At 70.2% G+C, this 23,388-nt stretch carries 21 protein-coding genes; 5 read left to right on the top strand and 16 right to left on the bottom strand.

Annotated features, from left to right (window positions below; genetic code table 11):
- Positions 1-53: 53 nt before the first annotated feature.
- From AAHG03_RS15320 to AAHG03_RS15300, 5 genes are all read right to left on the bottom strand, one after another.
- Positions 54-377 carry an integration host factor subunit alpha gene (locus AAHG03_RS15320; protein WP_091944907.1) on the bottom strand — a complete coding sequence of 108 codons (324 nt, stop codon included), beginning with the start codon at positions 375-377 and terminating at the stop codon, positions 54-56.
- A 296-nt stretch (positions 378-673) separates the two neighbouring features.
- A complete protein-coding gene (locus AAHG03_RS15315) occupies positions 674-1,648 on the bottom strand; it encodes a beta-ketoacyl-ACP synthase III (protein ID WP_342151548.1) in 975 nt (324 codons plus the stop codon).
- A 49-nt stretch (positions 1,649-1,697) separates the two neighbouring features.
- A complete protein-coding gene (gene plsX, locus AAHG03_RS15310; protein ID WP_091944901.1) occupies positions 1,698-2,732 on the bottom strand; it encodes a phosphate acyltransferase PlsX in 1,035 nt (344 codons plus the stop codon).
- A gap of 141 nt (positions 2,733-2,873) precedes the next feature.
- Positions 2,874-3,386 (bottom strand): YceD family protein, encoded by a 513-nt coding sequence (locus tag AAHG03_RS15305; protein ID WP_342151547.1) that lies wholly within the window; start codon positions 3,384-3,386, stop codon positions 2,874-2,876.
- Positions 3,383-3,925, bottom strand: coding sequence for a ubiquinol-cytochrome C chaperone family protein (locus AAHG03_RS15300; protein ID WP_342151546.1), 543 nt, complete (start codon positions 3,923-3,925; stop codon positions 3,383-3,385). The genes AAHG03_RS15305 and AAHG03_RS15300 overlap by 4 nt, the downstream gene beginning before the upstream one ends.
- Before the next feature lie 174 nt (positions 3,926-4,099).
- Between AAHG03_RS15300 and AAHG03_RS15295 the strand changes: the two genes are divergently transcribed.
- On the top strand, positions 4,100-4,597 hold the full coding sequence (locus AAHG03_RS15295) for an outer membrane protein assembly factor BamE (RefSeq protein ID WP_342151545.1): 498 nt from the start codon (positions 4,100-4,102) through the stop codon (positions 4,595-4,597).
- On the opposite strand, the gene AAHG03_RS15290 is transcribed toward AAHG03_RS15295, so the two are convergent.
- On the bottom strand, positions 4,534-5,226 hold the full coding sequence (locus AAHG03_RS15290; RefSeq protein ID WP_342151544.1) for an HAD hydrolase-like protein: 693 nt from the start codon (positions 5,224-5,226) through the stop codon (positions 4,534-4,536). The genes AAHG03_RS15295 and AAHG03_RS15290 overlap by 64 nt on opposite strands.
- Positions 5,227-5,358: 132 nt before the next feature.
- On the opposite strand from AAHG03_RS15290, the gene AAHG03_RS15285 reads away from it, so the two are divergent.
- Entirely contained in the window at positions 5,359-6,654 is a 1,296-nt protein-coding gene (locus AAHG03_RS15285; protein WP_342151543.1) for an ammonium transporter, read from the top strand.
- 147 nt (positions 6,655-6,801) lie between these two features.
- Here AAHG03_RS15285 and AAHG03_RS15280 read toward each other — a convergent pair whose 3' ends face one another.
- The 3 genes from AAHG03_RS15280 to AAHG03_RS15270 form a co-directional block, all read right to left on the bottom strand.
- On the bottom strand, positions 6,802-7,890 hold the full coding sequence (locus tag AAHG03_RS15280; RefSeq protein ID WP_342151542.1) for an alkene reductase: 1,089 nt from the start codon (positions 7,888-7,890) through the stop codon (positions 6,802-6,804).
- Between the two features lie 175 nt (positions 7,891-8,065).
- Positions 8,066-8,563, bottom strand: coding sequence for a GNAT family N-acetyltransferase (locus AAHG03_RS15275; RefSeq protein ID WP_342151541.1), 498 nt, complete (start codon positions 8,561-8,563; stop codon positions 8,066-8,068).
- Positions 8,560-10,116, bottom strand: coding sequence for a glucan biosynthesis protein G (locus tag AAHG03_RS15270; protein ID WP_342151540.1), 1,557 nt, complete (start codon positions 10,114-10,116; stop codon positions 8,560-8,562). The genes AAHG03_RS15275 and AAHG03_RS15270 overlap by 4 nt, the downstream gene beginning before the upstream one ends.
- 733 nt (positions 10,117-10,849) lie before the next feature.
- On the opposite strand from AAHG03_RS15270, the gene AAHG03_RS15265 reads away from it, so the two are divergent.
- The 3 genes from AAHG03_RS15265 to AAHG03_RS15255 all read left to right on the top strand — a co-directional run bounded on the left by AAHG03_RS15265 (position 10,850) and on the right by AAHG03_RS15255 (position 13,747).
- Entirely contained in the window at positions 10,850-12,016 is a 1,167-nt protein-coding gene (locus tag AAHG03_RS15265) for a type III PLP-dependent enzyme (protein WP_342151539.1), read from the top strand.
- A 203-nt stretch (positions 12,017-12,219) separates the two neighbouring features.
- On the top strand, positions 12,220-12,777 hold the full coding sequence (locus tag AAHG03_RS15260; RefSeq protein ID WP_342151538.1) for a GNAT family N-acetyltransferase: 558 nt from the start codon (positions 12,220-12,222) through the stop codon (positions 12,775-12,777).
- Positions 12,778-13,525: 748 nt separating this feature from the next.
- The gene (locus tag AAHG03_RS15255) at positions 13,526-13,747 is read left to right on the top strand and encodes a DUF1127 domain-containing protein (protein ID WP_342151537.1); all 222 of its coding nucleotides are present in this window, start codon (positions 13,526-13,528) and stop codon (positions 13,745-13,747) included.
- Between the two features lie 99 nt (positions 13,748-13,846).
- Here the strand turns inward: AAHG03_RS15255 and AAHG03_RS15250 are convergent, their stop codons facing one another.
- The 7 genes from AAHG03_RS15250 to AAHG03_RS15220 all read right to left on the bottom strand — a co-directional run bounded on the left by AAHG03_RS15250 (position 13,847) and on the right by AAHG03_RS15220 (position 23,028).
- Positions 13,847-14,362, bottom strand: coding sequence for a prolyl-tRNA synthetase associated domain-containing protein (locus AAHG03_RS15250; RefSeq protein WP_342151536.1), 516 nt, complete (start codon positions 14,360-14,362; stop codon positions 13,847-13,849).
- Between the two features lie 11 nt (positions 14,363-14,373).
- Positions 14,374-15,156 carry an electron transfer flavoprotein subunit beta gene (locus AAHG03_RS15245; protein ID WP_342151535.1) on the bottom strand — a complete coding sequence of 261 codons (783 nt, stop codon included), beginning with the start codon at positions 15,154-15,156 and terminating at the stop codon, positions 14,374-14,376.
- Positions 15,153-16,364 carry an electron transfer flavoprotein subunit alpha/FixB family protein gene (locus AAHG03_RS15240; protein WP_342151534.1) on the bottom strand — a complete coding sequence of 404 codons (1,212 nt, stop codon included), beginning with the start codon at positions 16,362-16,364 and terminating at the stop codon, positions 15,153-15,155. The genes AAHG03_RS15245 and AAHG03_RS15240 overlap by 4 nt, the downstream gene beginning before the upstream one ends.
- Positions 16,361-18,259 carry a (Fe-S)-binding protein gene (locus tag AAHG03_RS15235; protein ID WP_342151533.1) on the bottom strand — a complete coding sequence of 633 codons (1,899 nt, stop codon included), beginning with the start codon at positions 18,257-18,259 and terminating at the stop codon, positions 16,361-16,363. The genes AAHG03_RS15240 and AAHG03_RS15235 overlap by 4 nt, the downstream gene beginning before the upstream one ends.
- A 278-nt stretch (positions 18,260-18,537) precedes the next feature.
- Positions 18,538-20,580, bottom strand: a complete 2,043-nt coding sequence (locus tag AAHG03_RS15230) for an NADH:flavin oxidoreductase (RefSeq protein WP_342151532.1) — start codon at positions 20,578-20,580, stop codon at positions 18,538-18,540.
- A 61-nt stretch (positions 20,581-20,641) separates the two neighbouring features.
- Positions 20,642-21,766 carry an FAD-binding oxidoreductase gene (locus AAHG03_RS15225; protein WP_342151531.1) on the bottom strand — a complete coding sequence of 375 codons (1,125 nt, stop codon included), beginning with the start codon at positions 21,764-21,766 and terminating at the stop codon, positions 20,642-20,644.
- A 2-nt stretch (positions 21,767-21,768) separates the two neighbouring features.
- Positions 21,769-23,028: an aromatic ring-hydroxylating oxygenase subunit alpha gene (locus tag AAHG03_RS15220; protein ID WP_342151529.1), complete on the bottom strand. Its 1,260-nt coding sequence runs from the start codon at positions 23,026-23,028 to the stop codon at positions 21,769-21,771.
- Positions 23,029-23,388 lie beyond the last annotated feature (360 nt).

Genomic DNA, 23,388 nt, shown 5'->3' with positions numbered 1-23,388 from the left:
TTAACGGGGCGCCGCTCCCCCGGGGGGATCGCCGACGCCCGTACGAAAAAGTTCTAGTCGTCGTCCTCGTCGTGGCCGTTGACGGTGCCGCCGTTGATGCGCGCCTTGAGCACGTTCGAGGGCTTGAACACCATGACCTGACGTGGCTCGATCTCGACCTCGACGCCGGTCTTCGGGTTGCGGCCGATGCGCTTGCCCTTGGAGCGCACCACGAACGAGCCGAACGAGGAGAGCTTTACCGTCTCGCCCTGCGACAGGCACTGGCAGATCTCGGCTAGCACCGTCTCGACCAGGGCCGCCGATTCGGCCCGCGACAGGCCGACCTGCTGGTAGACGGCCTCGCTCAGATCGGCGCGTGTGACCGTCCGTCCCGACATGCACTCCCCTCCCGGTCGCGTTTCAGTCCGACGCGTATCTCTATGATCGGACACGCTAATCGGCCGGACTTCGACGGTCAACCGAACCTTGGTCTTGACACGGTTCGATCGCTTCCGGCGATCGAACCGTATTCTTTTCCAGCCTCAGGCGCCGGCAGCCGCGTCCGCGGCTTTGGCTTACGCTTCGCTAGACGCCTCGACAGAGGTCGAGGCCGCTGCGCGGGGCGCTCTTCGCGCCCGGCCATACGGATTCCTTGCCGGACAACCTTCGGCGCCCGTCGCCGACGCACCCGATTCTACCACCGGATCAGCGCGGCGCCCCAGGTGAAGCCGCCGCCGATCGCCTCGATCATCACGAGGTCGCCGGGCTTGATCCGCCCGTCGCTGCGGGCGGCGGCGAGCGCGAGCGGAATCGAGGCCGCGGAGGTGTTGCCGTGGCGGTCGACCGTCAGCACTACCTTCTCGCGGGCGATGCCGAGCTTGTCGGCGGACGCCTCGATGATCCGGCGGTTGGCCTGATGTGGCACGAACCACGTCAGGTCGTCGGCCGTGGTGCCGGAAGTGCGAAACGCCTCCTCGATCACGTCGGTGACGGAGCCGACGGCGAAGCGGAACACCTCGCGGCCCTCCATCCGGAGCTTGCCGGTGGTGCCGGTCGAGCCCGGCCCGCCATCGACGTAGAGTTTCGAACGGTGGCGCCCGTCGGAGCGCAGGCAGCTCGTCAGCACGCCGCGGTCCGAGGCGTCGTTCTCGCGCGCCTCCAGCACGATCGCCCCGGCGCCGTCGCCGAACAGCACGCAGGTGGTGCGGTCCTCCCAATCGACGATCCGTGAGAACGTCTCGGCGCCGATCACGAGCGCGCGCTTGGCCCCGCCCGTCGAGAGGAAGCGGTCGGCGGTGGCGACCGCGTAAACGAAGCCGGCGCAGACCGCCTGCAGATCGAAGGCGAAGCCGCCCTCGATCCCGAGCGCCGCCTGGATCTGGGTCGCGGTGGAGGGGAAGGTGTGGTCCGGCGTCGAGGTGGCGCAGAGCACGAGGTCGATGTCGGCGGGCGAGAGCCCGGCCTCGTCGAGCGCCGCTTGCGCCGCCCGCGTGCCGAGCACCGAGGTGGTCTCGTCCGGGCCGGCGATGTGGCGCTGGCGGATGCCGGTGCGCTGGACGATCCACTCGTCCGAGGTCTCGATCCCCCGCTCGGCCAAAGCCGCGTTGGTGACCACGTTTCCGGGCAGGTACGCACCGCACCCGACCACGACGGAGCGCAGAAGCGCCATCGGATCCGTCCCTTCCTCAATTCCGACGACCCTGCCGGGCCGAATCTGCTTAGGCCGGCGCGACGGCGGGGGTCTGCTCCAGCATCTCCCGGATCGTCCGCATCAGGTCGTGCTGGGCCATGTCGTGGGCGAGATCGACCGCCGAGGCGAACCCTTGCGCGTTCTCCGAGCCGTGACTCTTGATGACGATGCCCTCCAGCCCGAGGAACACGCCGCCATTGGCCCGGCTCGGGTTCATTTTTTCGCGCAACGCCGCGAAGGCTTGGCGGGCGAACAGGTAGCCGATCTTGGCCGACAACGTCCGGCCCATGGCGGCCTTGAGGTAGCTGCCGATCTGCTTGGCGGTGCCTTCAGCCGTCTTCAGGGCGATGTTGCCCGTAAAACCCTCGGTGACGACGACGTCGGTGGTGCCGCGCCCGAGATCGTTGCCCTCGACGAAGCCGTAATAGGTGAAGTTCGACAACTCCGTCTCGCGCAGGAGCCGGGCGGCTTCCTTCACCGCCTCGTTGCCCTTCATCTCCTCGGTGCCGACGTTGAGGAGCCCCACCGTCGGGCGCTCCAGATCGAGCACGATGCGGGCCATGGCCGAGCCCATCACGGCCATCTCGACCAAGTGCTCGGCATCGGTGCCGATGGTGGCGCCGACGTCCAACACCACGCTCTCGCCGCGCACCGTCGGCCACAGGCAGGCGATGGCCGGGCGCTCGATGCCCGCCATGGTCTTGAGGCAGATCTTCGACATCGCCATCAGCGCGCCGGTGTTGCCGGCCGAGACTGCGGCCTGGGCCTCGCCGTCGCGCACCGCCTGGATCGCCCGCCACATTGAGGACTTGCCGCGGCCCTGGCGCACCGCCTGGCTCGGCTTGTCGTCCATGGCGACCGACACGGTGGTGTGGCGGATCTCGACCGCCCCCTTCAGCCGCGGCTCGGCCTCGACCAGCGGTCTCACGACCGCCTCGTCGCCGAACATCAGAAAAGTCATCTCGGGGTGGCGCTCACGGGCGATGGCCGCGCCGGGCACGACGGTCGAGGGGCCGTGATCGCCGCCCATGGCGTCGAGCGAGATGCAAACGCGGTTCGACATGATTCCTTGGGACCGGAGGCCGTTGGGGCGTCCTGCATGCGGGCGGTGAGGGCCTGGTCAGGCCCGGTTCGGCGGCGCGCAAAATAACGAGCATGCCCCGCCGGGCAAACAAAAACTCTTGTCCTCGGCTTTTCGGCTCGGTCAGTCGGTGCCGCCGAGCTTCTGCTTGAGCGCCTTGAGGTCGGCGAAGGGCAGCGGATCCTCGCCCGCGGTCACGGGCTCGAAGGCGACGCCGGGTTTCCTCGGATAGGGGTCGAGCCCGAGCGCTAGGAACTCGGCGGTGAGCGCGCCGAAATCGATCCGCCCGTTCACGATCGGGTCGGGCAGTTCGACATCCTCGGCGTCGGTGTCGTTCAGGATGTCGGCGTTGGTGAACTCGACATCGACCGGCTCCTCCACCCTCGCCTCGAACGGCTCCAGCGTCACCGTGCAGACCTGGGTCACGGTCGCCTCGACCGTTCCGCCGACATGCAATCGGGTCAGCGAGCCGCCCAGCGAAAAACGGCCGACGAGGTCGCGGATGCCCGGTATCTTGAAGTCGCGGGCGAGCGCGGCGCATTCCTCCGGGCTCGCCTCGACGGTGATCTCGGCGCGGTCCTTGTTCAGCCGCTCGACGTTGACCGTGCGCGAGAGCGGTCCGTTCGGGGCGGTCATCGAGCCTCCTGCGGCGCGGCGGCGAAATGCGGACCTTGGGTCAGCAGGGCGTCGAGGTCCTGGGCGGCGAGGCGGTCGGCGCTCTCCGCGACATAGGCCGCGAGCCCGTCCGCGGCGGCCGCGTCGTCCTGCGCCAGCACGTTGCGGGCGAGCGCCGTGGCGAGGCCGTGCCGGTCGCCCTCGTCCAGCGCGGTGCCGTAGGCGCCCGCGCGGGCGTAGAACGAGGCGCCGAGCTTCTTGATGCGCTTCGACACGCCCATGTCGCCGACGCCGAGTTCGCGCAGGCTCTCGTCCAACTGCACGAACACCGAATCGATCAGCTCCTGCGCGACCTCGTCGGCGGGCGGCGGCAATTGCCCGAGGCGGCGCAGCACGAGGATGACGTGCAGGCTCAACGCCTCGAACCGCCCCTCCACCGTGTCGGGCACGCCGAGCGCCTCGTAGAGATCGGGCAGGCGCGCGGCCTCGCCGATGCGCTGGTGCAGCGTCCCGATCGTCCGGCGCCGCTCGCGGGCGCGGCGAATGAAGCCGGGAATCATGGAACCCCTTGAATCATGCGGTCCACCGGATCGGCCGGGCCTGTGGCCGAGCTTGCCTTGTCAAAGCCATATCCCCGCGGTACGGCAACCCTCGACCAGGGTGCAAGTCCGAAGACGCACGAGCGAAATCGTGCCGCGGACCTGAAATCCATCATGATGGAAACAGGGGGGCCGATGTCGCGCCGTCTCGTCTCGTCGCTCGTCCGCGCGACTGTCCTCGGCACGATCGCGCTCGGCGTCTCGGGCTGCATCGGCGAGGAAATCCGCCACGGCTACCAGATCGATCAGGCCGCGCTCGCCACGGTGAAGCCGGGCCTGAGCGCCGAGCAGGTGCTGCAGATCCTCGGTACGCCGTCCACCGTCTCCACGGTGGGCAACAAGTCCTGGTACTACATCAGCCAGACCACCAGCCGCACGGTGCTGTTCCTCGGCGAGAGCGTGCAGGACCAGAAGGTGACGGCGGTCTACTTCACCCCCGGCATGAAGGTGGAGCGCGTGGCGCTCTACGGCCTGCAGGACGGGCGCGTGTTCGACTTCATCGAGCGCAAGACCCCGTCGAGCGGCGCCGACCGCGCCTTCCTCAGCCAGCTCTTCCGCGGCCTGACCCGCTACGAGCCGTTCGGCAGCGGCGCCGGCGCCTCGATCGTCCCGGGCGCCCGCGCCGGACAGTAAGCGACCGCTTCCACGATCTCCGCCGGCTCGCCGAACAGGTGGGCCGGCGCTTTCGCTTGCAGAGCCGCGCGGTCGGTGTAGCCCCAGGCCACCGCTCCGAAGGCGCAACCGGCCTTGGCCGCCGCCTCTGCGTCGCGAATCTCGTCCCCCACCGCCAGCATCTCGCCCGGCGCCACGCCCGCTTCGCGCGCGACCGCCCGGAGATGGCGCGCCTTGCCGAAGAGCGCAGCGCCGCAGGCGTAGTGGCGGATGTGGTCGCCTGAGTCCCCCAGCGCCCGCCGCACCGTCGCCTCGCCGTTGGAACTGACCACGGCGAGCCCGATCCCGGCCGCGTCGAGGGCCCCCAGCATCTCCGGTACGCCGGGAAACAGCCGGATGTCGTGCGCGTCCCGCGCCGCCAGCGCCCGCATGTGCCGGGCGATCAGCGGCATCTTCCAGGCCGGGATGCCGAGATCGGCGATGATCGCGCGGGCGCTCAGACCCCGCAGCCGCTCGACCTCGTCCGCCTCCACGCGGCGGAAGCGGTAGCGGTCGGCGACCCCGTTCAGCACCGAGCCGAACCACGCAAACGTGTCGGCGAGCGTCCCGTCGAAGTCGAAAGCGACGAGGCGGTAGGGCGGACGGCTCACGCGGAGCGCGCCTGAGGGTGGCGCGAACACAACATCTTGTCCGCCTTCCGCCCGGCTGCCGCGTGAGCAGGCTTGCCTAACCATGAGGCAATCTGCTTCTGAGCGCGGCTGTTTCCTCGCAAGGTTCCGTCCATGGTGTCGCTCCCCGCCCGAGGCCTTTCGGGCCTCGCGCTCCTGATCCTCTCGGCTTCCCCGGCGCTGGCCGCCCCGGCTCCTGAGACCGGCAGCACCGCCTGGGTGCTGACCGCTTCCGCGCTCGTGCTGTTCATGACGCTGCCGGGGCTGGCCCTGTTCTACGGCGGCCTCGTCCACGCGCGGAACGTGCTCTCCGTCCTGATGCAGTGCTTCACCATCTGCTGCATCGCTTCCGTCCTATGGGCGATCTGCGGTTACAGCCTCGTGTTCGACGGCGACGGCGCCGTCCTCGGCACGCTGAACAAGGCCTTCCTCGCGGGCCTCGATCCGGTCCGCTCCGGCACGGTGCTGCCCGAGACCGTGTTCGCGCTGTTCCAGATGACCTTCGCGGTCATCACCCCGGCGCTCATCATCGGCGCCATCCCCGAGCGGGTCACCTTCCCCTTCGTCGCCCTGTTCTCCGCCCTGTGGCTGCTCCTCGTCTACGTGCCGGTGGCGCATTGGATCTGGGGCGGCGGCTGGCTCGCCGGGCTCGGGACGCTGGATTTTGCCGGCGGCATCGTCGTCCACACCACAGCGGGCGTCTCGGCGCTGGTGCTGGCGATCCTGATCGGGCGCCGCCGCGGCTTCCCGACGACGCTGACCCCGCCCCACAGCCCCGGCATGACCATGATGGGCGCCGGCATGCTCTGGGTCGGCTGGTTCGGCTTCAACGGCGGCAGCGCGCTCACCGCCGACACGGCCGCCGGCAACGCCATCCTCGTCACTCACCTCTCGGCGTCGGCCGGCGCCATGGCCTGGACGGCCGCCGAGTGGATCAAGATCCGCAAGCCCACCTCGATCGGCATCGTCACCGGCTGCATCGCCGGCCTCGCCACGATCACCCCGGCCGCGGGCTACGTCTCGCCCGCCGCGGGCCTGCTGATCGGTACCGCGGGCGGCCTCGTCTGCTTCTTCGTCACCTTGTACGTAAAGCACCGCCTCGTCATCGACGACTCGCTCGACGTCTTCGCCGTCCACGGCGTCGGCGGCATCCTGGGCTCGCTGCTGCTCGCGGTGTTCCTGCTGCCCGGCCTCGGCGGCATCGGGCTCAGCGAGGGCAAGACGGTGGTGAGCCAACTCGGCGTCCAGGCGCTCGCCATCGGCGTGACCGCCGTGTGGTCGGCGCTCCTGACCGTAGGCCTCGTCAAGCTCATCCGCCTCGTCACGCCGCTGCGCGTCGATCAGGAAGCCGAGCACGACGGCCTCGACCTGACCAGCCACGGCGAGCGCGCCTACGAGTTCACGCCGTAGGGCGTGGGTCGCGCGGTCGCCGCCGGGCTTCTCCTCCCCCTTGCGGGGAGGAGGTAGGAGGTGGGGGTGGTTCAGGAGGAACCGTTACGGTGTCTTCTGCCCGGCCCCCACCCCTAACCCCTCCCCGCAAGGGGGAGGGGAAACGCCTCAAGCCGCCTGCTTTTCCATCGTCGGATAATCGACGTAGCCCTCCGGGCCCTGGCTGTACCAGGTCTTCATATCGTCCTTGGCGAACGGCAGCCCTTTCGCGATGCGCTCGGGCAGGTCCGGGTTGGCGATGTAGGGGCGGCCGAAGGCGATGGCGTCGGCCTCGCCCGATTCGACCGCGGCCTGGGCGCGCGGGCCGTCGTAGTCGCAGTTGAGGATGACCGGACCGCCGAAGCGCTCCTTGATGACGGGCGCCACCGGCGGCACGGTCGCCTTGCCGAAGGTGCCGTTGGGGCCGGGCTCGCGCATCTCGATGAAGGCGAGGCCGACGCGGCCCATCATCTCGGCGGCGAGGCCAAAGACCTCGTGCGGGTTCGAATCGTCCACGCCCTGGATCGGGCCGTTGGGCGAGAAGCGGATGCCGGTGCGCTCCGGGCCGACGACGCCGGCCACCGTCTGCGCCACCTTGGTGACGAGCCGCACCCGGTTCTCCACCGAGCCGCCGTAGCGGTCGGTGCGCTTGTTCGAGCCGTCGCGGATGAACTCGTCGAGGAGATAGCCGTTGGCCGCGTGGATCTGCACGCCGTCGAAGCCCGCCGCGACCGCGTTGCGCGCCGCGCGCTCGTAGTCGGCGAGTAGGCGCGGGATCTCGTCCTCGCGTAAGGCGCGCGCCTTCCCGTAGGGCTTCTTGCCCTCGTAGGTGTGGGCCTCGTCCGGCGCGGTCGCCTCGGACGCTGCGACCGGCGGCTCGCCGCCCAAAAAGTCCGGATGGACGAGGTAGCCCATGTGCCAGAGCTGGCTGACGATGCGCCCGCCCTTGTCGTGGACCGCCTTCACCACCGGCTTCCAGGCCTCGACCTGCTCGTCCGACCAGATGCCCGGCGCGTAGGGCCAGCCCAGCCCCTCCTGGCTGATGCCGGTGGCTTCCGAGATGATGAGGCCGGCGCCCGCGCGCTGGGCGTAGTACTCGGCCATGAGCGGCGTCGGCACGTGGGTGCGGGTGCCGCGGGCGCGGGTCAGCGGCGCCATGAGGATGCGGTTGGGCAGCTCAATGGCGCCCAGCGTGATCGGATCGAACAGGTTCGGCATTCGGCTCTCTTTGTCAGAAGTCGGGGCGCTGCCGGCATCCGTGGGGCAACGCGGGTAGGTACCCGCAACGTGGCCCCAACGGCTGGGCCTGCCAGTGCGCTGGCGCACGTCGCCCGTTGCGGTGCAGCGCGATCCGGGATGAAAGCCGCTCACCCCGGCGCGGTTCCGGAAAGGCTCAGGCCGGGACCAGCGCCTTCTCGTAGCACCACGCCTCCATGCCGTCCTCGTAATAGTCGGGCTTCGTCCCGGTGCGGACGTAGCCGTGCCGCTCGTAGAGGCGGATGCCCGCGCCGTTGTCGGCCCGCACCTCCAGCCGCAGCCGGGTGCGGCCGTGGCCGAGCGTGTCGGCCTCCGCCGCGTCGAGCAGCAGGCTGCCGAGGCCGTGGCCGGCCCGCGCCGGCGCGACGGCGATGGAGGAGAGCCGCGCGCCGAGGCTGGGGCGCCGCCGCTCCAGGGTCGCGGCGCCGACCAGAACGTCCTCGCCGCCGTCCCGCGCCAGCGCGGCGAGCAGGGTCATGCTGGGCGAGCGGATCGCGTGGCGGATCGCCCGGCGCTCGGCCCGGTCGGTGGAAAACGCAGCGTGCTCCAGGGCGACCAGGGCGTCGAGGTCCGCCGGCACCGCCGGACGGATCGTCACCTTGAGCGCCGCGGGCGCGCGCGCGTGGCGGCTCACGCGGCGCTCCAGGGGAAGGTCCAGGTCTCGGTCAGCGCCGCGCCGTCCCCATCGCGCAGGTAGGCGCGCAGTTCCGTCGTGCCCGGCGCGTCGAGGCGCACGTCGAGCGCCGCGCGAAACCCGCCGACATGGGGGTTCGGGACGATCGAGGTGGCGACGATGGTGCCGACGCTCGCGCTCGCCACCACCTCCGGCGGCGGGCCCCCGGCGGGGCGCTTGTCCAGCGTGCCGCCGCCGAAATCGATGAGGAAGCGCCGGGCGAGCCGGCCCTCCGGGTCGCCCTCCTTCCGCGCCGCGCCGCTCGCCGCGGAGGCCGCCAGGAAGGTGTGGGCCACCTGCCCGTTCGGATGGAGGTGCTCGCCGCCGACCGCGCGGATGCGGTAGGCGAGCCGCGCCGGCTGCCCGGCGGGGAAGGGCGCCTTGGGCTGCCAATAGGCGACGATGTTGTCGGCGGTCTCGTTGTCGGTCGGCAGTTCGACCAGCACGACGCTGCCCTCGCCCCAATCGCCCTCGGGCTCGACGAAGTAGCCGGGGCGGCGTTCGTAGCCGGCCTCAAGATCCTGATAGTCGGCAAAGGACCGGTCGCGCTGCATCAGCCCGAAGCCCTTGGGCGCTTTGACCGAGAGGGTCGAAATGCGCCGCTCCCGCGGATTGTCGAGGGGCCGCCACAGCCACTCGCCGGAGCCCGCCGCGATCTGGAGCCCGTCGGAATCGTGCAGTTCCGGGCGGTAATCGTCGCTGTGGCCGCGGTCCGTCTCGCCGATGAAGTACATCGAGGTCAGCGGCGCGAGGCCAGCGTCGTTCAGGTCGCGCCGCGGAAACAGCGTCGCGGTGACCGAGACGGTGGTCTCGGCGCCCGGCCGCACGGTGAAGCGGTAGGCGCCGGTCTGCGACGGGCCGTCGAGCAGCGCGTGGATCGTGCAGGTGCCGGGCTCGCCCTCCGCCTCGATCCAGAAGGCGCGGAAGAACGGAAATTCCTCCGGGCCGCCGTTGGCTTCCGTGTTCACCGCGAGCGCGCGGGCCGAGAGGCCGTAGAGCTGGTTCTGGCCGAGAAACCGAAAATAGCTCGCGCCGACGAAGACGATGAGTTCGTCGATCACGTCCGGGCGGTTCAGCGCGGTATGGAGCCGGATGCCGGCATAGCCGAGGTCTTTGGGGAGCGGCGCATCGAGCTTGGTCCGGCCGAGATCGAACAGGGCCGGATCGTAGGTGATGGGCGTGGCCATCCCGCCCTTCACGAGGCTCACCGCGACAGAGCGCGGATAGAGGAAGCCGAGATGAAAGAGTTGTAGCCGGAAGCGCCCATCGGCGCCGACCCGGAAGGCACGGTCCGGCCGGAAGCGGATGTCGCGCCACGCATCGTAATCGAGCTTGGCCAGCACCTCGGGCAGCGGCGGCACCGACGCGTCGAACGACGCGGCGGCGAGCTGTTTCGCTTGCCCCTCCACCGTCTCGAAGCCGAAGGGCGTCGCCTGCCCCCGGGCGAGGGCGGGCAGGCCCATTAGGCCAGCGGCGAGGCCTGAGACGACGGCGCGGCGGGACGGCTCGGTCATGGCTCCTGAGGCTCGGTTTGCCGGCCCGCTGGACGCCGCGGGCCAAGCTTCGGCCCGGTTCAATGGACCGTCCGGACGGCGTTGGAAAGGGCCGCCTGCGCCGCGTGGATCGGGCCCGCCGGGTGATCCGCGAGGCTGAGCCGGCAACGCAAGTGATGCAGGCCAGCCACAATCCCGTGAGCCTGTTGGGAAACGCCGGCTAAGCATGTGCGAAACCGCTTGTTTCCGGTGGACCCGATGCGTATATCCGCCTCGCCCAATTTCGCACGTGCCTGTGGCCGCGTGCCGGTTGGTGGGCATCCGGTCAACTGCCGGACAGCCGCCAGGGGTCTTAAAGGATCGATGGTCGCAAGGGGTGGATCCCTACGGCCGGCATCCGGGTGGCGACACCAGACCCTAACAACAACCGGCAGCCGGAGGCGAAACCGGCGAACCCCGCTCTCCACGGGGGACGCAGCTTAAAGCAACGACGAACGGGCTTTTTTGGTCTCGTCGGCCCTCCAAAGGCCGACACCGAAGAGGCTTGTTTCTCCTTGCCCGGCGTGCGGTTGGGGTTCCCCCATCCAATCCACGGCAGCTTCCGGGTGCTCTGCACTCGTGGCCGACCCCGCGTCTCCAAAGCGCGAGGACGGACGCGACGCATCGCCCCCTGACGCCGACGATCCCGACGGGATCGTCTCGATTCGATCTCGCGCCCGTGACGGCGCCCTCGAACCTGTGGTGGGGACGACCAATGACCGATCGCATCCGCGATTACCTGCGCGCGCGCCGTGACCTCGGCCGGGACGAGGGTCCGGTGATGGTGCTCGACCTCGAAGTCGTGCGCGAGAACTTTTCGCAGTTCGCCCGCGCGCTGCCCGACACCCGCGTGTTCTACGCCGTGAAGGCGAACCCGGCCGCCGAGGTTCTGCGCCTGCTCGCCGAGATGGGCTCCTGCTTCGATACGGCGTCGGTCGCTGAGATCGAGATGGCGCTGGCGGCCGGCGCCACGGCGGATCGCATCTCCTTCGGCAACACCATCAAGAAGGAGCGCGACGTGGTGCGCGCACTCAAGCTCGGCATCCGCCTCTACGCGGTCGATTGCCAGGCGGAAGTGGAAAAGATCGTCCGCGCCGCCGAGGCCGCGGGCGTCGAGGCCGCCGACGTGCAGGTGTTCTGCCGCATCCTCTGCGACGGCGCCGGCGCCGACTGGCCGCTCTCGCGCAAGTTCGGCTGCGAGCCCGAGATGGCGGTGAACGTGCTGGAGCACGCCCACCGCAACGGCCTCAACGCTTACGGCGTCTCGTTCCATGTCGGCTCGCAGCAGGCCAACACGGAAGCCTGGGACGGGGCGCTCGCCTCCGCCTCCATGATCTTCCAGGAATGCGCGCTCCGCGGCATCGGCCTGTCGATGGTCAATCTCGGCGGCGGCTTCCCGACCAAGTACCTCAAGGCGGTGCCGGGCGTGGAATCCTACGGCGACGCGATCTTCCGCGCGCTCACCAAGCATTTCGGCAACCGCATCCCCGAGACCATCATTGAGCCGGGCCGCGGCATGGTCGGCAATGCCGGGCTGATCGAGGCGGAGGTCGTGTTGGTGTCGAAGAAGTCCGAGGCCGACGACGAGGTGCGCTGGGTCTATCTCGACATCGGCAAGTTCGGTGGGCTGGCCGAGACCATGGACGAGTCGATCCGCTACGCGATCCGCACCGACCACGACGAGGACCGCATGGCGCCCTGTGTCGTCGCCGGGCCGACCTGCGACTCGGTCGATGTGCTCTACGAGAAGAACCACTACCCGCTGCCGGTCTCGCTCTCGATCGGCGACAAGGTGTGGATCGAGGGCGCGGGCGCCTACACCACGACCTACGCCGCGGTCGCCTTCAACGGCTTCCCGCCGCTGGAGCAGATCGTGATCTGAGCCGGGTCCACGTATCCCGTGAAACGCTTCGTTCACCATGAAGCAAAATGTTTCACGGGAAACACTCAGGATTTGTTCACCCCCGATCCGACAGAAAACCGCGCGCCCCACGGGGCGCGCCATCGACGTGTCCCGGACGGCCTGCAACGCAGGTGCGAGGGCTGTTTCTTCCCGCCGGACGGCGAGTTGGGGAGGGTACGGCCGTGATCCAGATCCGTGATGAAATCGCTTTCGACGTCGCCGCGCGCGAGCGCCTGCTCGACGCCTGCTTCGGCCCGTCCCGCCTTCTGAAGACCTCGCAGCGCCTGCGCGAGGGCCGCCTGCCCGCGCGAGGGCTCGCCCTCTCGGCGATGCAGGACGGAAAACTCGTCGGCACCGTGCGCCTGTGGGACGTCGCGACCGGCTGCGGCCGGCCCGCCCTGCTGCTCGGGCCGCTCGCGGTCGATCCGTCGCTTCAGGGCGAAGGCCTCGGCGGCCGGCTGATGCGGGCGGCCCTCACTCGTGCCGCCACACTCGGCCACGCGGCCGTGCTGCTCGTCGGTGATGCACCCTATTACGCCCGCTTCGGCTTCACCGAGGCGCAGGCGGCGGGCCTCGCCATGCCCGGCCCGTTCGAGCGCGCCCGCTTCCTCGGCCTCGAGCTGACCGCCGGGGCGCTCGCGGGCGCGACCGGCACCCTCCAGGCCACCGGTCGCCTCGCCCCCGCGCCGGAGATCGCTGCCGAGACCGCCGCGGTCGCGTTACGACGACAGGCTGCTTGAGCTGACTTTGTGTCGGGCGCCTCCGCCCCAAGGATGATCCTGGGCGGAGGTGCTGGCCGCAGGTCGAGGTGATCCGGCCCAATGCTGCGGTTCGGATCCATTCCATCCTCACCCTCATCCTGAGGTGCCCGCCTCGGCGGGCCTCGAAGGAGGGCTCCAGGGATCTCGCGACTTCTGGAGCCCTCCTTCGAGGGCGCCGCTTCGCGTCGCCACCTCAGGATGAGGGTGAGGGCGGGATCCGCCGTGTACCAACGCGCTCCGTCATCGCGAGGCGGAGCCGAAGCGATCCAGGGCGCGGGTTGTCCGGAGAAGGTGAGGCGACGACGGCCGTCCCGTCATCGACGATGCGCCTCCGCTGGACAGTGCAGAGCACTGGATTGCTTCGGCTTCGCCTCCAATGACGGTGTGAGGCGGAGGCCAGTGCGATTGAACGGATAAGGCGGATAAGCGAGGACGCGATACCGCTTCGCCGCGTCTTCCCGACCGACATGCCGAAGAGCGACCGAACTCCGCGTCGTCCGATGTACCACGTCATCCGGCGGCCCCGCCGAGCCACCCACACTCCGCCATGCCCTGCACCAAAAGACGGCACACTGCCCCGATCGATTACTTTCTGCTCAATGCATGCGCGCCGAGCGGGGCTGATCCTCGGAGTCGGCGCTCCTCTCGCACTGCAACAAACGCCATATTCAGGACGTGTCGCGCTGCGGAATGCAAGTCCAGCGGCCCTGCGTTCGAGGTTAAGATCATGTTCACCAAGCTGACGAAAGGTTTGCTCGCCTATCTCCGCGCCAAGGAGATGGAAGTCGCGTTGGCCGATCTGAGCGACGCTGCCCTCGACGACATCGGCCTGATCCGCGCCGATCTCGGCCGCGTGTCGGTGCCGCCGGAGACGGCCCGCCTCGAGACCGGCGGCCTGACCGGTTCGCTGTTCGCGATGCCCTTCGCGCCGATGGCGCAGGCGGCCTGAAAACACGAACGGCGATGATCGGGGATCATCGCCGTCGGTCTTACCGAGACAAGTGATTAGAGTTTCGAAGGCCCGGAATCGCGTCCGGGCCTTTGTCGTTCAGGCCGCCTCGGTGCCGGCCTGCGGCAGGGCGAAGGCGGTGACCTCGTGGCCCTCCGCGCGCAAAGCCTGCACGAGGTCGCCCGGCACGAGGTTGAGGGTGCGGGTGCTCACCAGCGGATGGACGTTGACCCGCGTCTCCTCCAGCAGGCTGTCTTGAACGAAGACTTTCACACTGCCCGGCGCCGCGTTGAGCGCGGCGAGCGGCGAGACGGCGCCGCTCTCGACGCCGAGCTGTTCGCGCAACGCGTCGGCGCTGGCAAACGACAGCCCGCCGCGGGCGCCGAGCACCGCCCGGAACGCCTTGAGATCGACCGCCGCGTCGTGGTGGAGCGTGACGAGGAAATAGGTCTTCTTCCCGTCGCGCAGGAACAGGTTCTTCGTGTGCGCGCCCGCGATGTCGCCGCACACCGCCATCATCGCCTCGACGGTCAGCACCGGCGGGTGCTCGAACAGCTTGTAGGCGATGCCCCGCTCGCGCAGGCGGGTCAGGAGGTCGTCGGGGCTCAGGGGCATCGCGGAAACACTCACTGCTTTGGCTTCGAAGCGTCGGCGATCACGCCGATCTGGCGCAGATAGGCAAGGATCTCGCGCGCCGCCTCTTCCGGGTCGGGTTCGACGAGGAGCCGGCCCTTGGTGGCCGAGCCGCCCTCGCCGGTCGCGGCCTTCAGACGCTCGGCGGCCGAGCCGCCGGTCGGCGCGCCCTTCACCAGTTTGGGGCGGCGGCGATAGGGCCGTTCCTCGACCGCGGCCTCCGGCCCATCCGCCGCGGTGGCGGCAGCGCCGACGCGTTCGATCGTGCCGCGGCGGGCCTTGCCGTAGGCGTAGGCCAGCGGGGCGGCGGCGTCGGGATGCACCGTGGCGAGGACGGGCCCGCGCACGGCGACGCGCCGCAGGGCGCCGCGGCCGAGGCTCTGGTCGAGGGTCAGCGTGTCGCCGCCGCCCGAGACCGCGACCACGTCGGGGATCAGCAGCAGATCGAGGGCCTCGGCCAGCGCGTAGGGGACGACGCCGCTCTCCGCGCCGCCCTGGCCGCGCCGTCCGGCGAGCACGAGGTCGGGCGCCAGCGCGGCGAGCCGGGCCGCGAGCGCCGGCACCGGATCGAGGCCCTTCGCAACGGCGATGTGCTCGATGCGGGTGAGGCCGAGGCCGAGCGCTTCCCGCACGGCGTCCGCGTCCGGCCCGGCATGGAGGCCCAAAACTTCGCCGAGCGAGGCTGCGATGCGGATCGCCTGCGCCTCCATCCGCGGCAGGACGGGGGCGCCGGAGACTGGATGGCGCCCGGCCGAGAGCAGGACCACGATTTTCATACGCTCTCTCCCGCTTCGTCAGCCAGCAGTCGGAGCAGGGCCGGCATCACGACTTGCGCGTCCTGCACGATGGCGAGGCCCGCGCGCTCGATCATCGCGGCGTGCAGGTCGGTGTTGACCGCGACCACGTGCTCGCAGCCGGCCACGCCCTGGAGGTGCTGCGGCGCGCCGGAGATGCCGAGCGCGAAGTAGCAGGTGGCGGCCAGCACCGTGCCGGAGGCGCCGACCTGGGTGTGGCGCGGCATCAAGCCGGCATCGCACAGCACGCGGCTGGCACCGGGCGTGGCGCGCAGCGCCGCGACGACTTGGCGAAACGTGTCGAGATCGGTGATGCCGTTGCCGACGGACGCCACGAACTCGGCGAGCGCCAGCGGCACCGTCGCCGGATCGGCCGGGACGCGAGTCGCCGACACGATTCTTTTGAGACTTGGCGTCGGCGCCTCGGCCTCGACCGGCAGCGGGCGGGCCTCGCGGGGCGGGCCGCCGTACTCGGCGACCGCGTCCGGCGCGACGGTGGCGAGCAGACCCGGCGCGATCCGCTGCTCGACGCGGCGCCCCCTGGCCGGGCGCACGAGGCCGTTGGCGGCGACCACCTCGGCATTGGTGAAGACGGGCTCGCCCATCCGCACCGCGACCCGGCGGGCGAGGTCGCCGCCGTCGAGGGATTCGGGGAACAGGACGTAGCGCGGCGCCAAAGCCGTCAGCGCCGCGGCGACGCGGGCGGCCTGGGTGGCGGGATCGTAGCCCTCCACCACATCGAGCGGGAGCCAACGGTCGGCCCCGGCCGGACCGACGCCCTCGCACGCGCCGAGGGTGAGGATCGCCACGCCGCCCTCGCGGCCGGCGAGCGCGCGGGCGGCGCCGAGCACCTGTCGGTCGTGCGACGAGAGGCGCCCGCCGGGTGCGTCCGGCACCACCGCGACGAGGAAGGCGGGGGCCTCAACGATGAGGATCTTTGGGGGGGGCGCCGCCGCGGTTTTGGGCTGGGCGTCGGTGGCCACGGGCGCGTCGAAGCGCACCGTCTGGCTGAGGTCGTAGCGCGGGCGCGCCTCGGCGGCGACGCGCTGACCGGCGCGTTCAGTTCGCGGGTCGCGGCGGGGCCGGCCGCTGCCCGTGCGGCGGGCGGTGCGGTCGAAGCGGGGACGGGCCTCACCGGCGACCTGAATGGAGGCTCGCTCGGCGCGGGGATCGCGGCGGGGGCGGGTCATCGGCCGGCCTCCACCGCCTGGAGCAGCAATTCGGCGATGTCGCGGATCTCCGCATCGCGGCCGGTCACGCCTTCCAGCATCGCCGTACAGGACGGGCAGGCCACCGCAACGATGCCGGCGCCGGTCTCGGCGGCCTGGGCCATGCGGATGTCGGGGATGCGCCGCTCGCCCGGAATGTCGCTGACCGGCGCGCCGCCGCCGCCGCCGCAGCACATCGCGCGCTTGCCCGACCGGGCCATCTCCGAGCGCGACACCCCGATGGCGTCGAGCACGGCGCGCGGCGCCTCGGTCTCCCCGTTGTAGCGGGCGAGGTAGCAGGGGTCGTGATAGGTCACCGACAGGTCCGGCAGTCGGGCCGGGTTCAGCTTGGCCGCCCGGATCAGTTCCAGCAGGAAGGCGGTGTGGTGGGTCACTTCGAAGTGCCCGCCCATTGCGGGGTACTCGTTGCGGAGCGCATGGAGCGCGTGCGGATCGGCCGTCACGATCCGCTCGAAGCGGTATTTGGCGAGGGTCGCGATGTTCTCCCGTGCCAGAGCCTGGAAGGTCGCCTCGTCGCCGAGCCGGCGGGCGAGGTCGCCGGTGTCGCGCTCTTCGGCGCCCAGCACCGCGAAATCGACGCCGGCCTCGCGCAGCAGGCGGATCAGGGCGCGCAACGAGCGGCCGTAGCGCAGGTCGTAGGCGCCCTCGCCGAGCCAGAGCAGGATGTCGGCCTGCTTTCGGTCGGCCATCACCGGCAGATCGACGCCCGCGGCGAAGTCGGTGCGGGCCGAGAGCGGGCGCCCGCCGGGATCGCCGGACTGGCGCAGCTCGGTCACCGGGCCGACGGCCTTCTCGGGGAGCGCGCCGCGCTCCAGGGTCTGGTGACGGCGTAAGCTCACCACGGCATCGACGTGCTCGATCATCATCGGGCATTCCTCGACGCAGGCGCGGCAGGTGGTGCAGGACCACAGCGTGTCCGGATGGATGCGCGCATCCGGCCCGATCAGCCCGGCCAGCGCTCCGCGCTCGCCCTGGGCCTCGCGCCCGCCTGGGTAGGAGTTGCCGGCGTAGGCGGGCTCGGCGGGCGAGAGGCCGGCGACGAGGTCTTGGATCAGGCGCTTCGGATTCAGCGGCTGGCCCGCGGCGAAGGCCGGGCAGGCGATCTCGCAGCGCCCGCAGCTGACGCAGGCGTCGTAGGAGAGCAGCCGGTTCCACGTGAAGTCGGCGGGCATCTCCGAGCCGAGCCGGGGCGCGTCGAGGTCGAGGGGCTGGAGCGCGGTGTCGGGCCGGCCCTCGAACCGGCCGGGGCGGGGATGGGCGACGAGATGCAGCGCGCCGGCCGCCGCGTGGCGCATCGGCCCGTGCCGCACCTCGAAGGCGAGGCCGAGCCCCCCGGCCGCCGCGAGCGCGAGGGCCAGCGGCGCGAACACGCCACCGACGCCGAAGGCGAGCAGCAGCGCGGTCATGGTGCCGCCGACGGCGTAAGCGACGAGCAGGAACGGCAGGATCTGGAAGCGGCCGGCGGAGAGGCGCTTCTGCTTGGCCGGGTAGCGCCGGGCGCCCACCAGCAGCGAGCCGATGGCCGTCACGCCGAAGGCCAGCGCGACGACGAACCAGTAGGGGCGAAAGCTCGCGATCGGCGGCAGGATCGCGAGCGCCGTGAGGATCGAGGCCGCGAGCAGGCCGCCGGCCACGACCGCGTGCATGCGGGAGGCGTAAGGATCGCGGGCGACCACGTGGTGGACATCGACAAGGTAGCGCTTGGGCAGCTTCACGAGCCCGTCGAGCCACGCCACGGGCGCGCTCGCGCCCACCCGCCAGAGCGCGGCACGGCGCAGGCCCTGGATGAGGGCGAGCGCGGCCATCAGCCAGACGAGGCCGGGAAACACCGTGGTCAGGGGCATGAGGCTGGTCATGACGGTGCCTAAGGCTTGGCGACAGCACGAACCCTCCCCCCTCTGCGGGGGAGGGTGCCTCGCGGAGCGAGGCGGGAGAGGGGAGCGCCGCTTCCGGTGAATTCGCTTGCGAGGGCGGCCAAGCGGCACCGTCGCTCCCTCTCCCGACCCCCTTCGGGGGCCACCCTCCCCCACCCAAGTCAGGCCTGCCTGACTTGGGCTTCCATATGCGAATCTCGGGCAAGCCCGAGATTCGTTGGGGGGAGGGACGATGCGGCGGCGCTAGCGCCCCACCCGGATCAGATGTCCTTGCACAGCCGCAGCGCGTCGTAGATCGCCGCGTGGATGTTGCGGCCGGCGACCGCATCGCCGATGCGGTAGAGGGCGTAGCCCTTCGAGAGGTCGTAGGGCTGCGGCTCGCCGCGGATCATCGCCTCGGCGTCGGTCTGGCCGCGGTTGATCGAGGCGTCCTTCAGCGCGCGGTAGAGGCCTTCCACCGGCAGCGTGCCGTGCTCGACCACGAGGCGGTCGATGACGCGCTCTTCCTCGGCATCCGTCATGGTGTTGCGCAGAGCCGCCACCAGCCGGTTGCCCTCGGGGTAGACCTCGATCAGCTCCATGTTCGGGCTCATCACCACGCCGAGCTTGTACAGTTCGCGCAGGTGGATCGGCTGGTTCGTGGTACCGACCTCCTCCGCGATCATGCGGTCGTGGGTGGCGATCTCGACGAGGCAGCCGCGCTTGGCCAGCAACTCGGCGACGGAGGCGGCGTTGTGCTGGCCCATCTCGTCGTAGAGCAGGACCGAGCCGGTCGGCTCGACCGTGCCGGCCAGCACCTCGGCGGTGGTCACCGCGTGCTCGGCGGCGCCCTTGGCGTGGCCGCGGAACGGCGTGCCGCCGGTGGCGACGATCACCACGTCGGGCTTCTCCGCCAGAACCGCCGCTTCGGTCGCCTCGGTGTTGAGCCGGAGATCGACGCCGAGCTTCTGCACTTGCGACACGAGCCAGCGGGTGATGCCGGACATCGCCTCGCGCCAGCCGGCCTTGGCGGCAAGGCCGATCTGGCCGCCGGCCTGCCCGCTCTTCTCGAACAGCACGACCGCGTGGCCGCGCTCGGCGCAGACGCGGGCGGCTTCCAGCCCACCGGGGCCGGCACCGATCACCACGACCCGGCGGCGGACATCCGCCTTGCGGATCTCGTGCGGCATGGTGGCTTCGCGGCCGGTGGCGGCGTTCTGGATGCAGAGGGCGTCGCCGCCGACATAGATGCGGTCGATGCAGTAGCCCGCGCCGACGCATTGCCGGATGTCGTCGGCCCGGCCTTCCGACAGCTTCTTGACCAGATGCGGGTCGGCGATGTGGGCGCGGGTCATCGCCACCATGTCGACATGGCCCTCCGCGACCGCCCTCGCGGCGGTCGCCAGATCGGTGACGCGCTGGGCGTGGAACACCGGTACGTCCACCTCGCGCTTGATCGCGCTCGGCAGGAACAGGAACGGCGCCACGGGAAACGACATATTCGGCAGCGAGATCGCGTGGGCGATGTGGTCGCGCGCCTGCCCGCCGAGGATGTTGAGGAAATCGACGAGGCCGCGCCGAGCGTACTCGGACGCGATCGTCACGCAATCCTCTTGCGAGAGGCCATCGGCGATCATCTCGTCGCCCGACATGCGGATGCCGATGACGTAGTCGTCGCCCGCTTCCGCCCGCATCGCTTCCAGCACCTCGATGCCGAAGCGCATCCGGTTCTCCAGGCTGCCGCCGTACTTGTCGGTGCGCTGGTTGACGGAGGGCGACCAGAACTGATCGATCAGGTGGCCGTGGGCGGCGGAGACCTCGCAGCCGTCGAGACCGCCCTCGCGGCAGCGGCGCGCGGCCTGCGCGAAGCTCTTGACGATGCGGGCGATGTCCTCGGCCTCCATCTCCTTCGGGATGGTGCGGGAGGCGGGCTCGCGCCGGGGCGAGGGCGAGACCGTGGGGAGCCAGTGCTCCGTGTCCCATTTGGTGCGCCGGCCCATATGGGTGAGCTGGATCATCAGCTTGCCGCCATGCGCGTGCACCCGGTCGGCGAACTGGCGGAAGTAGGGGATCACCGAATCGTCGGCGACCGAGATCTGGTTCCAGGGCGCGGCCGGGCTGTCGACGGCGACGGAGGAGGAGCCGCCGAACATGGTGAGCCCGATGCCGCCCTTGGCCTTCTCGGCGTGGTAGAGCTGGTAGCGCTCCTGCGGCTTGCCGTCCTTGCCGTAGCCGGGGGCGTGACTCGTGGACATCACCCGGTTGCGGATGGTGAGGCCCTTGATGGTCAGGGGCTTCAGAAGCGCGTCGGCATTGGCGATCACGGGACGACTCCCGACAGTTGAACGATTTTTTGCGAGTCTTCGAACGGGTCGGGCGCGCGCTTCAGCGCTCGACCACGAGGTCGCTCGTCGGCTTGGAGCAGCAGAGCAGGGCCATGCCGGCATCGATCTCGCGCTGGCGGATGCCGCCCGCGTGAGACATCGAGACGGTGCCCTTGGTGAGCTTCGACTTGCAGGTGCCGCACAGGCCCTTGGCGCAGGACGAGGGCAGGCGGATGCCGGCCTTGCGGGCGGCGTCGAGCACCGTGGTGTCCTCGGGGCATTCGAGCACGCGCCGGGTCTTGGCGAACTCGACCCGGAAGGTGCGCACGCCCCGCGCGGGCGCGGCGTCGAGGCTCTTCTCGGCCTCCGCGGCAGCGGCCTGCTCGGCCTCGGGCAACTCGCCGAAGTCGAAGCTCTCCTGATGGTGCCGGGCCATGTCGAAGCCCGCGTCCTTCAGCATCGCCTTGACGGCGTCCATGTAGGGTTTTGGGCCGCAGACGAAGACTTCGCGGTCCATGAAATCCAGCACGACTTGGCGCAGGATGTCGAGCGAGAGCCGCCCCTTCGGCCCGGTCCAGGCCTCGTCCGGTGCGTCGGCCTCGCAGACCGCGTGGAAGCGGAAATTCTTGTCGAGCCGCGCCATCGTCTCGAGTTCGGCGCGAAAAACGATGTCGGTGGGGGTGCGGGCGGAGTGGACGAAAGCCACGTCGCGAGCCTCGGCCAGATCGTAAAAAGTGCGCGCCATCGACATCATCGGCGTCACGCCGCTGCCGCCCGACAGCAGCAGGTATTTTGGGGCCGGATGCTGAAAGCAGGAGAAGTCGCCCATCGGCCCCAGCGCGCGGACGGTGTCGCCGGGCTTGAGGTTGTCGTGCAGCCAGTTCGAGACCGGGCCGCCGGGCATGCGCTTGACCGTGAACGACACGGCGTGCGGCCGGGTCGGGGTCGAGGAGATCGTGTAGCAGCGGTGGATGGTCTCGCCGCCGATCTCGAACGAGAAGGTGAGGAACTGGCCCGGCGCGTAGGCGAACAGCCGGGGTTCCTTCGGGGCCAGCACGAAGGTCTTCACGTCGTGCGTCTCGTCGCGCACCGCGAGGCAGACCAGCCTGTCGTCGGCCTCCGCATCCCAGGGCGTGGAGGCCGTGAGCCGCCGGGCGGCCGGCTCGGAGGAGGGGACCGACGCCATGGCTAGCGCCCCAGATGCGCGGTCATGCGACCGACGTACCAGTTGCAGAACTTCTCCACGAGCATCTCGGTGTTCGGGGAGTAGGGGCCGGGCTCGTAGGCCGGGCTCTTCACGCCCTGCTGGCAGATGCCGACGAGTTCGCTGTCCTGATCGTTGGTGGCTTCCCAGACGCCGATCAGGTTGGCGAGATCGTAGTCGACGCCCTCGACCGCATCCTTGTGGACCAGCCACTTGGTGCGCAGCAGCGAGCGCTCGGCATCGAGCGGCAGCACCGAGAAGGTGACGATGTGGTCGCCGAGGAAGTGGTGCCAGGAATTTGGCTGCGTCCAGACCGAGAGGCCGCCGAGCTTGGCGTTCGTCAGGTTGCCCAGAAGCTTCTTGCAGGCCGCCTTGGTGTCGAGGGTGTGGGACTCGCCGTCACCGTCGAGCGGCAGGCGCTCGGTGCGGAAGGCGGTGACCATGGTGTCGAGTTCGTCGATCTCGCGCGAGGGCAGGCCGTCGGCCTCCCACTCGGTGTGGCGCGTCTTGAGCAGGCAGCCGTAGCGCTCGGCGTTGGCGCGGTCGTGCTCGTCCATCTCCTCGGGGGCGAAGCCGAAGCCGTAGGCGAAGAGCGGCACGGTCAGCTCGGGATGGTTGGCCCCGCAATGGTAGCACTCGCGGTTGTTCTCCATCGTGAGCTTCCAGTTGCCCGGCTCGATGATGTCCTTCTGGAACGCGACCTTGGTCTCGCGCACGTTGTGGGGCGCGAGGTAGGGCCCGAGGCGCTCGGCCATCTCGTCGAAATCGGCCGGCGGCTCGTCGGCGAGGCAGATGAACAGCAGGCCTTCGAGCGAGCGGATGTGGACCGGCTTCAGGCCGTGGCAGCCCTTCTTGAAGTCCGGGCCCATATGCTCGGCATGGATCAGGTTGCCGGTGAGGTCGTAGGTCCACGAATGGTAGCGGCAGACGAGGTTGCCGACGGTGGACTTCTCGTCGTGGACGAGGCGCGCGCCGCGGTGGCGGCAGACGTTGTGGAAGGCGCGGATCTCGTTGTCGTCGTCGCGGACGATGGCGACCGAGGTCTTGCCGATATCGACCACCATGACGTCGCCGGCCTCCGGCACGTCGGGCTCGACGCCGACATAGATCCAGTGCCGGCCGAAGATCACCTCCATGTCGGCCTCGAAGATCTCGGGGCTGAGATAGAAGGGGGCCGGGAGCGTGTAGCCGCGGCGGCGCTCGCGCAGGAGGCGCTGCAGAGGAGTCGGGGTCACGTCGAGCATGGTGGCCTCGCAAAGCCATGATCAGGCTTGAGACGACTATCGCGGTTGCGACCCCGGCCCGCTGCCACGGCAGCGACATTCCCTTGGCTCGCCGCGACGTGCGGGGCCGGCACTTTGGTGCATGCGGTCGCGGCAAGGGCGGCTCCGATCCGCTGGGCGGCCGGGGCGGCCGGGGCGGCGAATTTTGAATTCGCGGCGGCGAGGCCTAGCCCGACCTGCCTAGACAGTGTTGGCGATCGAATATGCTCAACAAATGATAATACGTCCCGCGACACGGTTTCGTGATCTTTGGTCGGTGTCCGCGGCGTCTGTAAAATCCGGTCTTCGCCCGCCGAATTAAGGGGCTGAAAAGAATTGCGT

Origin of the sequence: Methylorubrum subtropicum (assembly GCF_038442325.1) — a bacterium.
Classification (GTDB): Bacteria; Pseudomonadota; Alphaproteobacteria; order Rhizobiales; family Beijerinckiaceae; genus Methylobacterium; species Methylobacterium subtropicum.
Note: the sequence above shows the minus strand (reverse complement) of the source record. Positions and strands in the feature narration are given on the sequence as shown.

Bases quoted from the DNA above. Each gene is read 5' to 3' on its own strand.
- AAHG03_RS15265 (WP_342151539.1), top strand. From the start codon at position 10,850: ATGACCGATCGCATCCGCGATTACCTGCGCGCGCGCCGTGACCTCGGC.
- AAHG03_RS15315 (WP_342151548.1), bottom strand. From the start codon at position 1,648: ATGGCGCTTCTGCGCTCCGTCGTGGTCGGGTGCGGTGCGTACCTGCCC.
- AAHG03_RS15245 (WP_342151535.1), bottom strand. From the start codon at position 15,156: ATGAAAATCGTGGTCCTGCTCTCGGCCGGGCGCCATCCAGTCTCCGGC.
- AAHG03_RS15235 (WP_342151533.1), bottom strand. From the start codon at position 18,259: ATGACCAGCCTCATGCCCCTGACCACGGTGTTTCCCGGCCTCGTCTGG.
- AAHG03_RS15305 (WP_342151547.1), bottom strand. From the start codon at position 3,386: ATGACCGCCCCGAACGGACCGCTCTCGCGCACGGTCAACGTCGAGCGG.
- AAHG03_RS15220 (WP_342151529.1), bottom strand. From the start codon at position 23,028: ATGCTCGACGTGACCCCGACTCCTCTGCAGCGCCTCCTGCGCGAGCGC.
- AAHG03_RS15285 (WP_342151543.1), top strand. From the start codon at position 5,359: ATGGTGTCGCTCCCCGCCCGAGGCCTTTCGGGCCTCGCGCTCCTGATC.
- AAHG03_RS15320 (WP_091944907.1), bottom strand. From the start codon at position 377: ATGTCGGGACGGACGGTCACACGCGCCGATCTGAGCGAGGCCGTCTAC.
- AAHG03_RS15300 (WP_342151546.1), bottom strand. From the start codon at position 3,925: ATGATTCCCGGCTTCATTCGCCGCGCCCGCGAGCGGCGCCGGACGATC.
- AAHG03_RS15270 (WP_342151540.1), bottom strand. From the start codon at position 10,116: ATGACCGAGCCGTCCCGCCGCGCCGTCGTCTCAGGCCTCGCCGCTGGC.
- AAHG03_RS15280 (WP_342151542.1), bottom strand. From the start codon at position 7,890: ATGCCGAACCTGTTCGATCCGATCACGCTGGGCGCCATTGAGCTGCCC.
- AAHG03_RS15255 (WP_342151537.1), top strand. From the start codon at position 13,526: ATGTTCACCAAGCTGACGAAAGGTTTGCTCGCCTATCTCCGCGCCAAG.
- AAHG03_RS15250 (WP_342151536.1), bottom strand. From the start codon at position 14,362: ATGCCCCTGAGCCCCGACGACCTCCTGACCCGCCTGCGCGAGCGGGGC.
- AAHG03_RS15240 (WP_342151534.1), bottom strand. From the start codon at position 16,364: ATGACCCGCCCCCGCCGCGATCCCCGCGCCGAGCGAGCCTCCATTCAG.
- AAHG03_RS15295 (WP_342151545.1), top strand. From the start codon at position 4,100: ATGTCGCGCCGTCTCGTCTCGTCGCTCGTCCGCGCGACTGTCCTCGGC.
- plsX (WP_091944901.1), bottom strand. From the start codon at position 2,732: ATGTCGAACCGCGTTTGCATCTCGCTCGACGCCATGGGCGGCGATCAC.
- AAHG03_RS15225 (WP_342151531.1), bottom strand. From the start codon at position 21,766: ATGGCGTCGGTCCCCTCCTCCGAGCCGGCCGCCCGGCGGCTCACGGCC.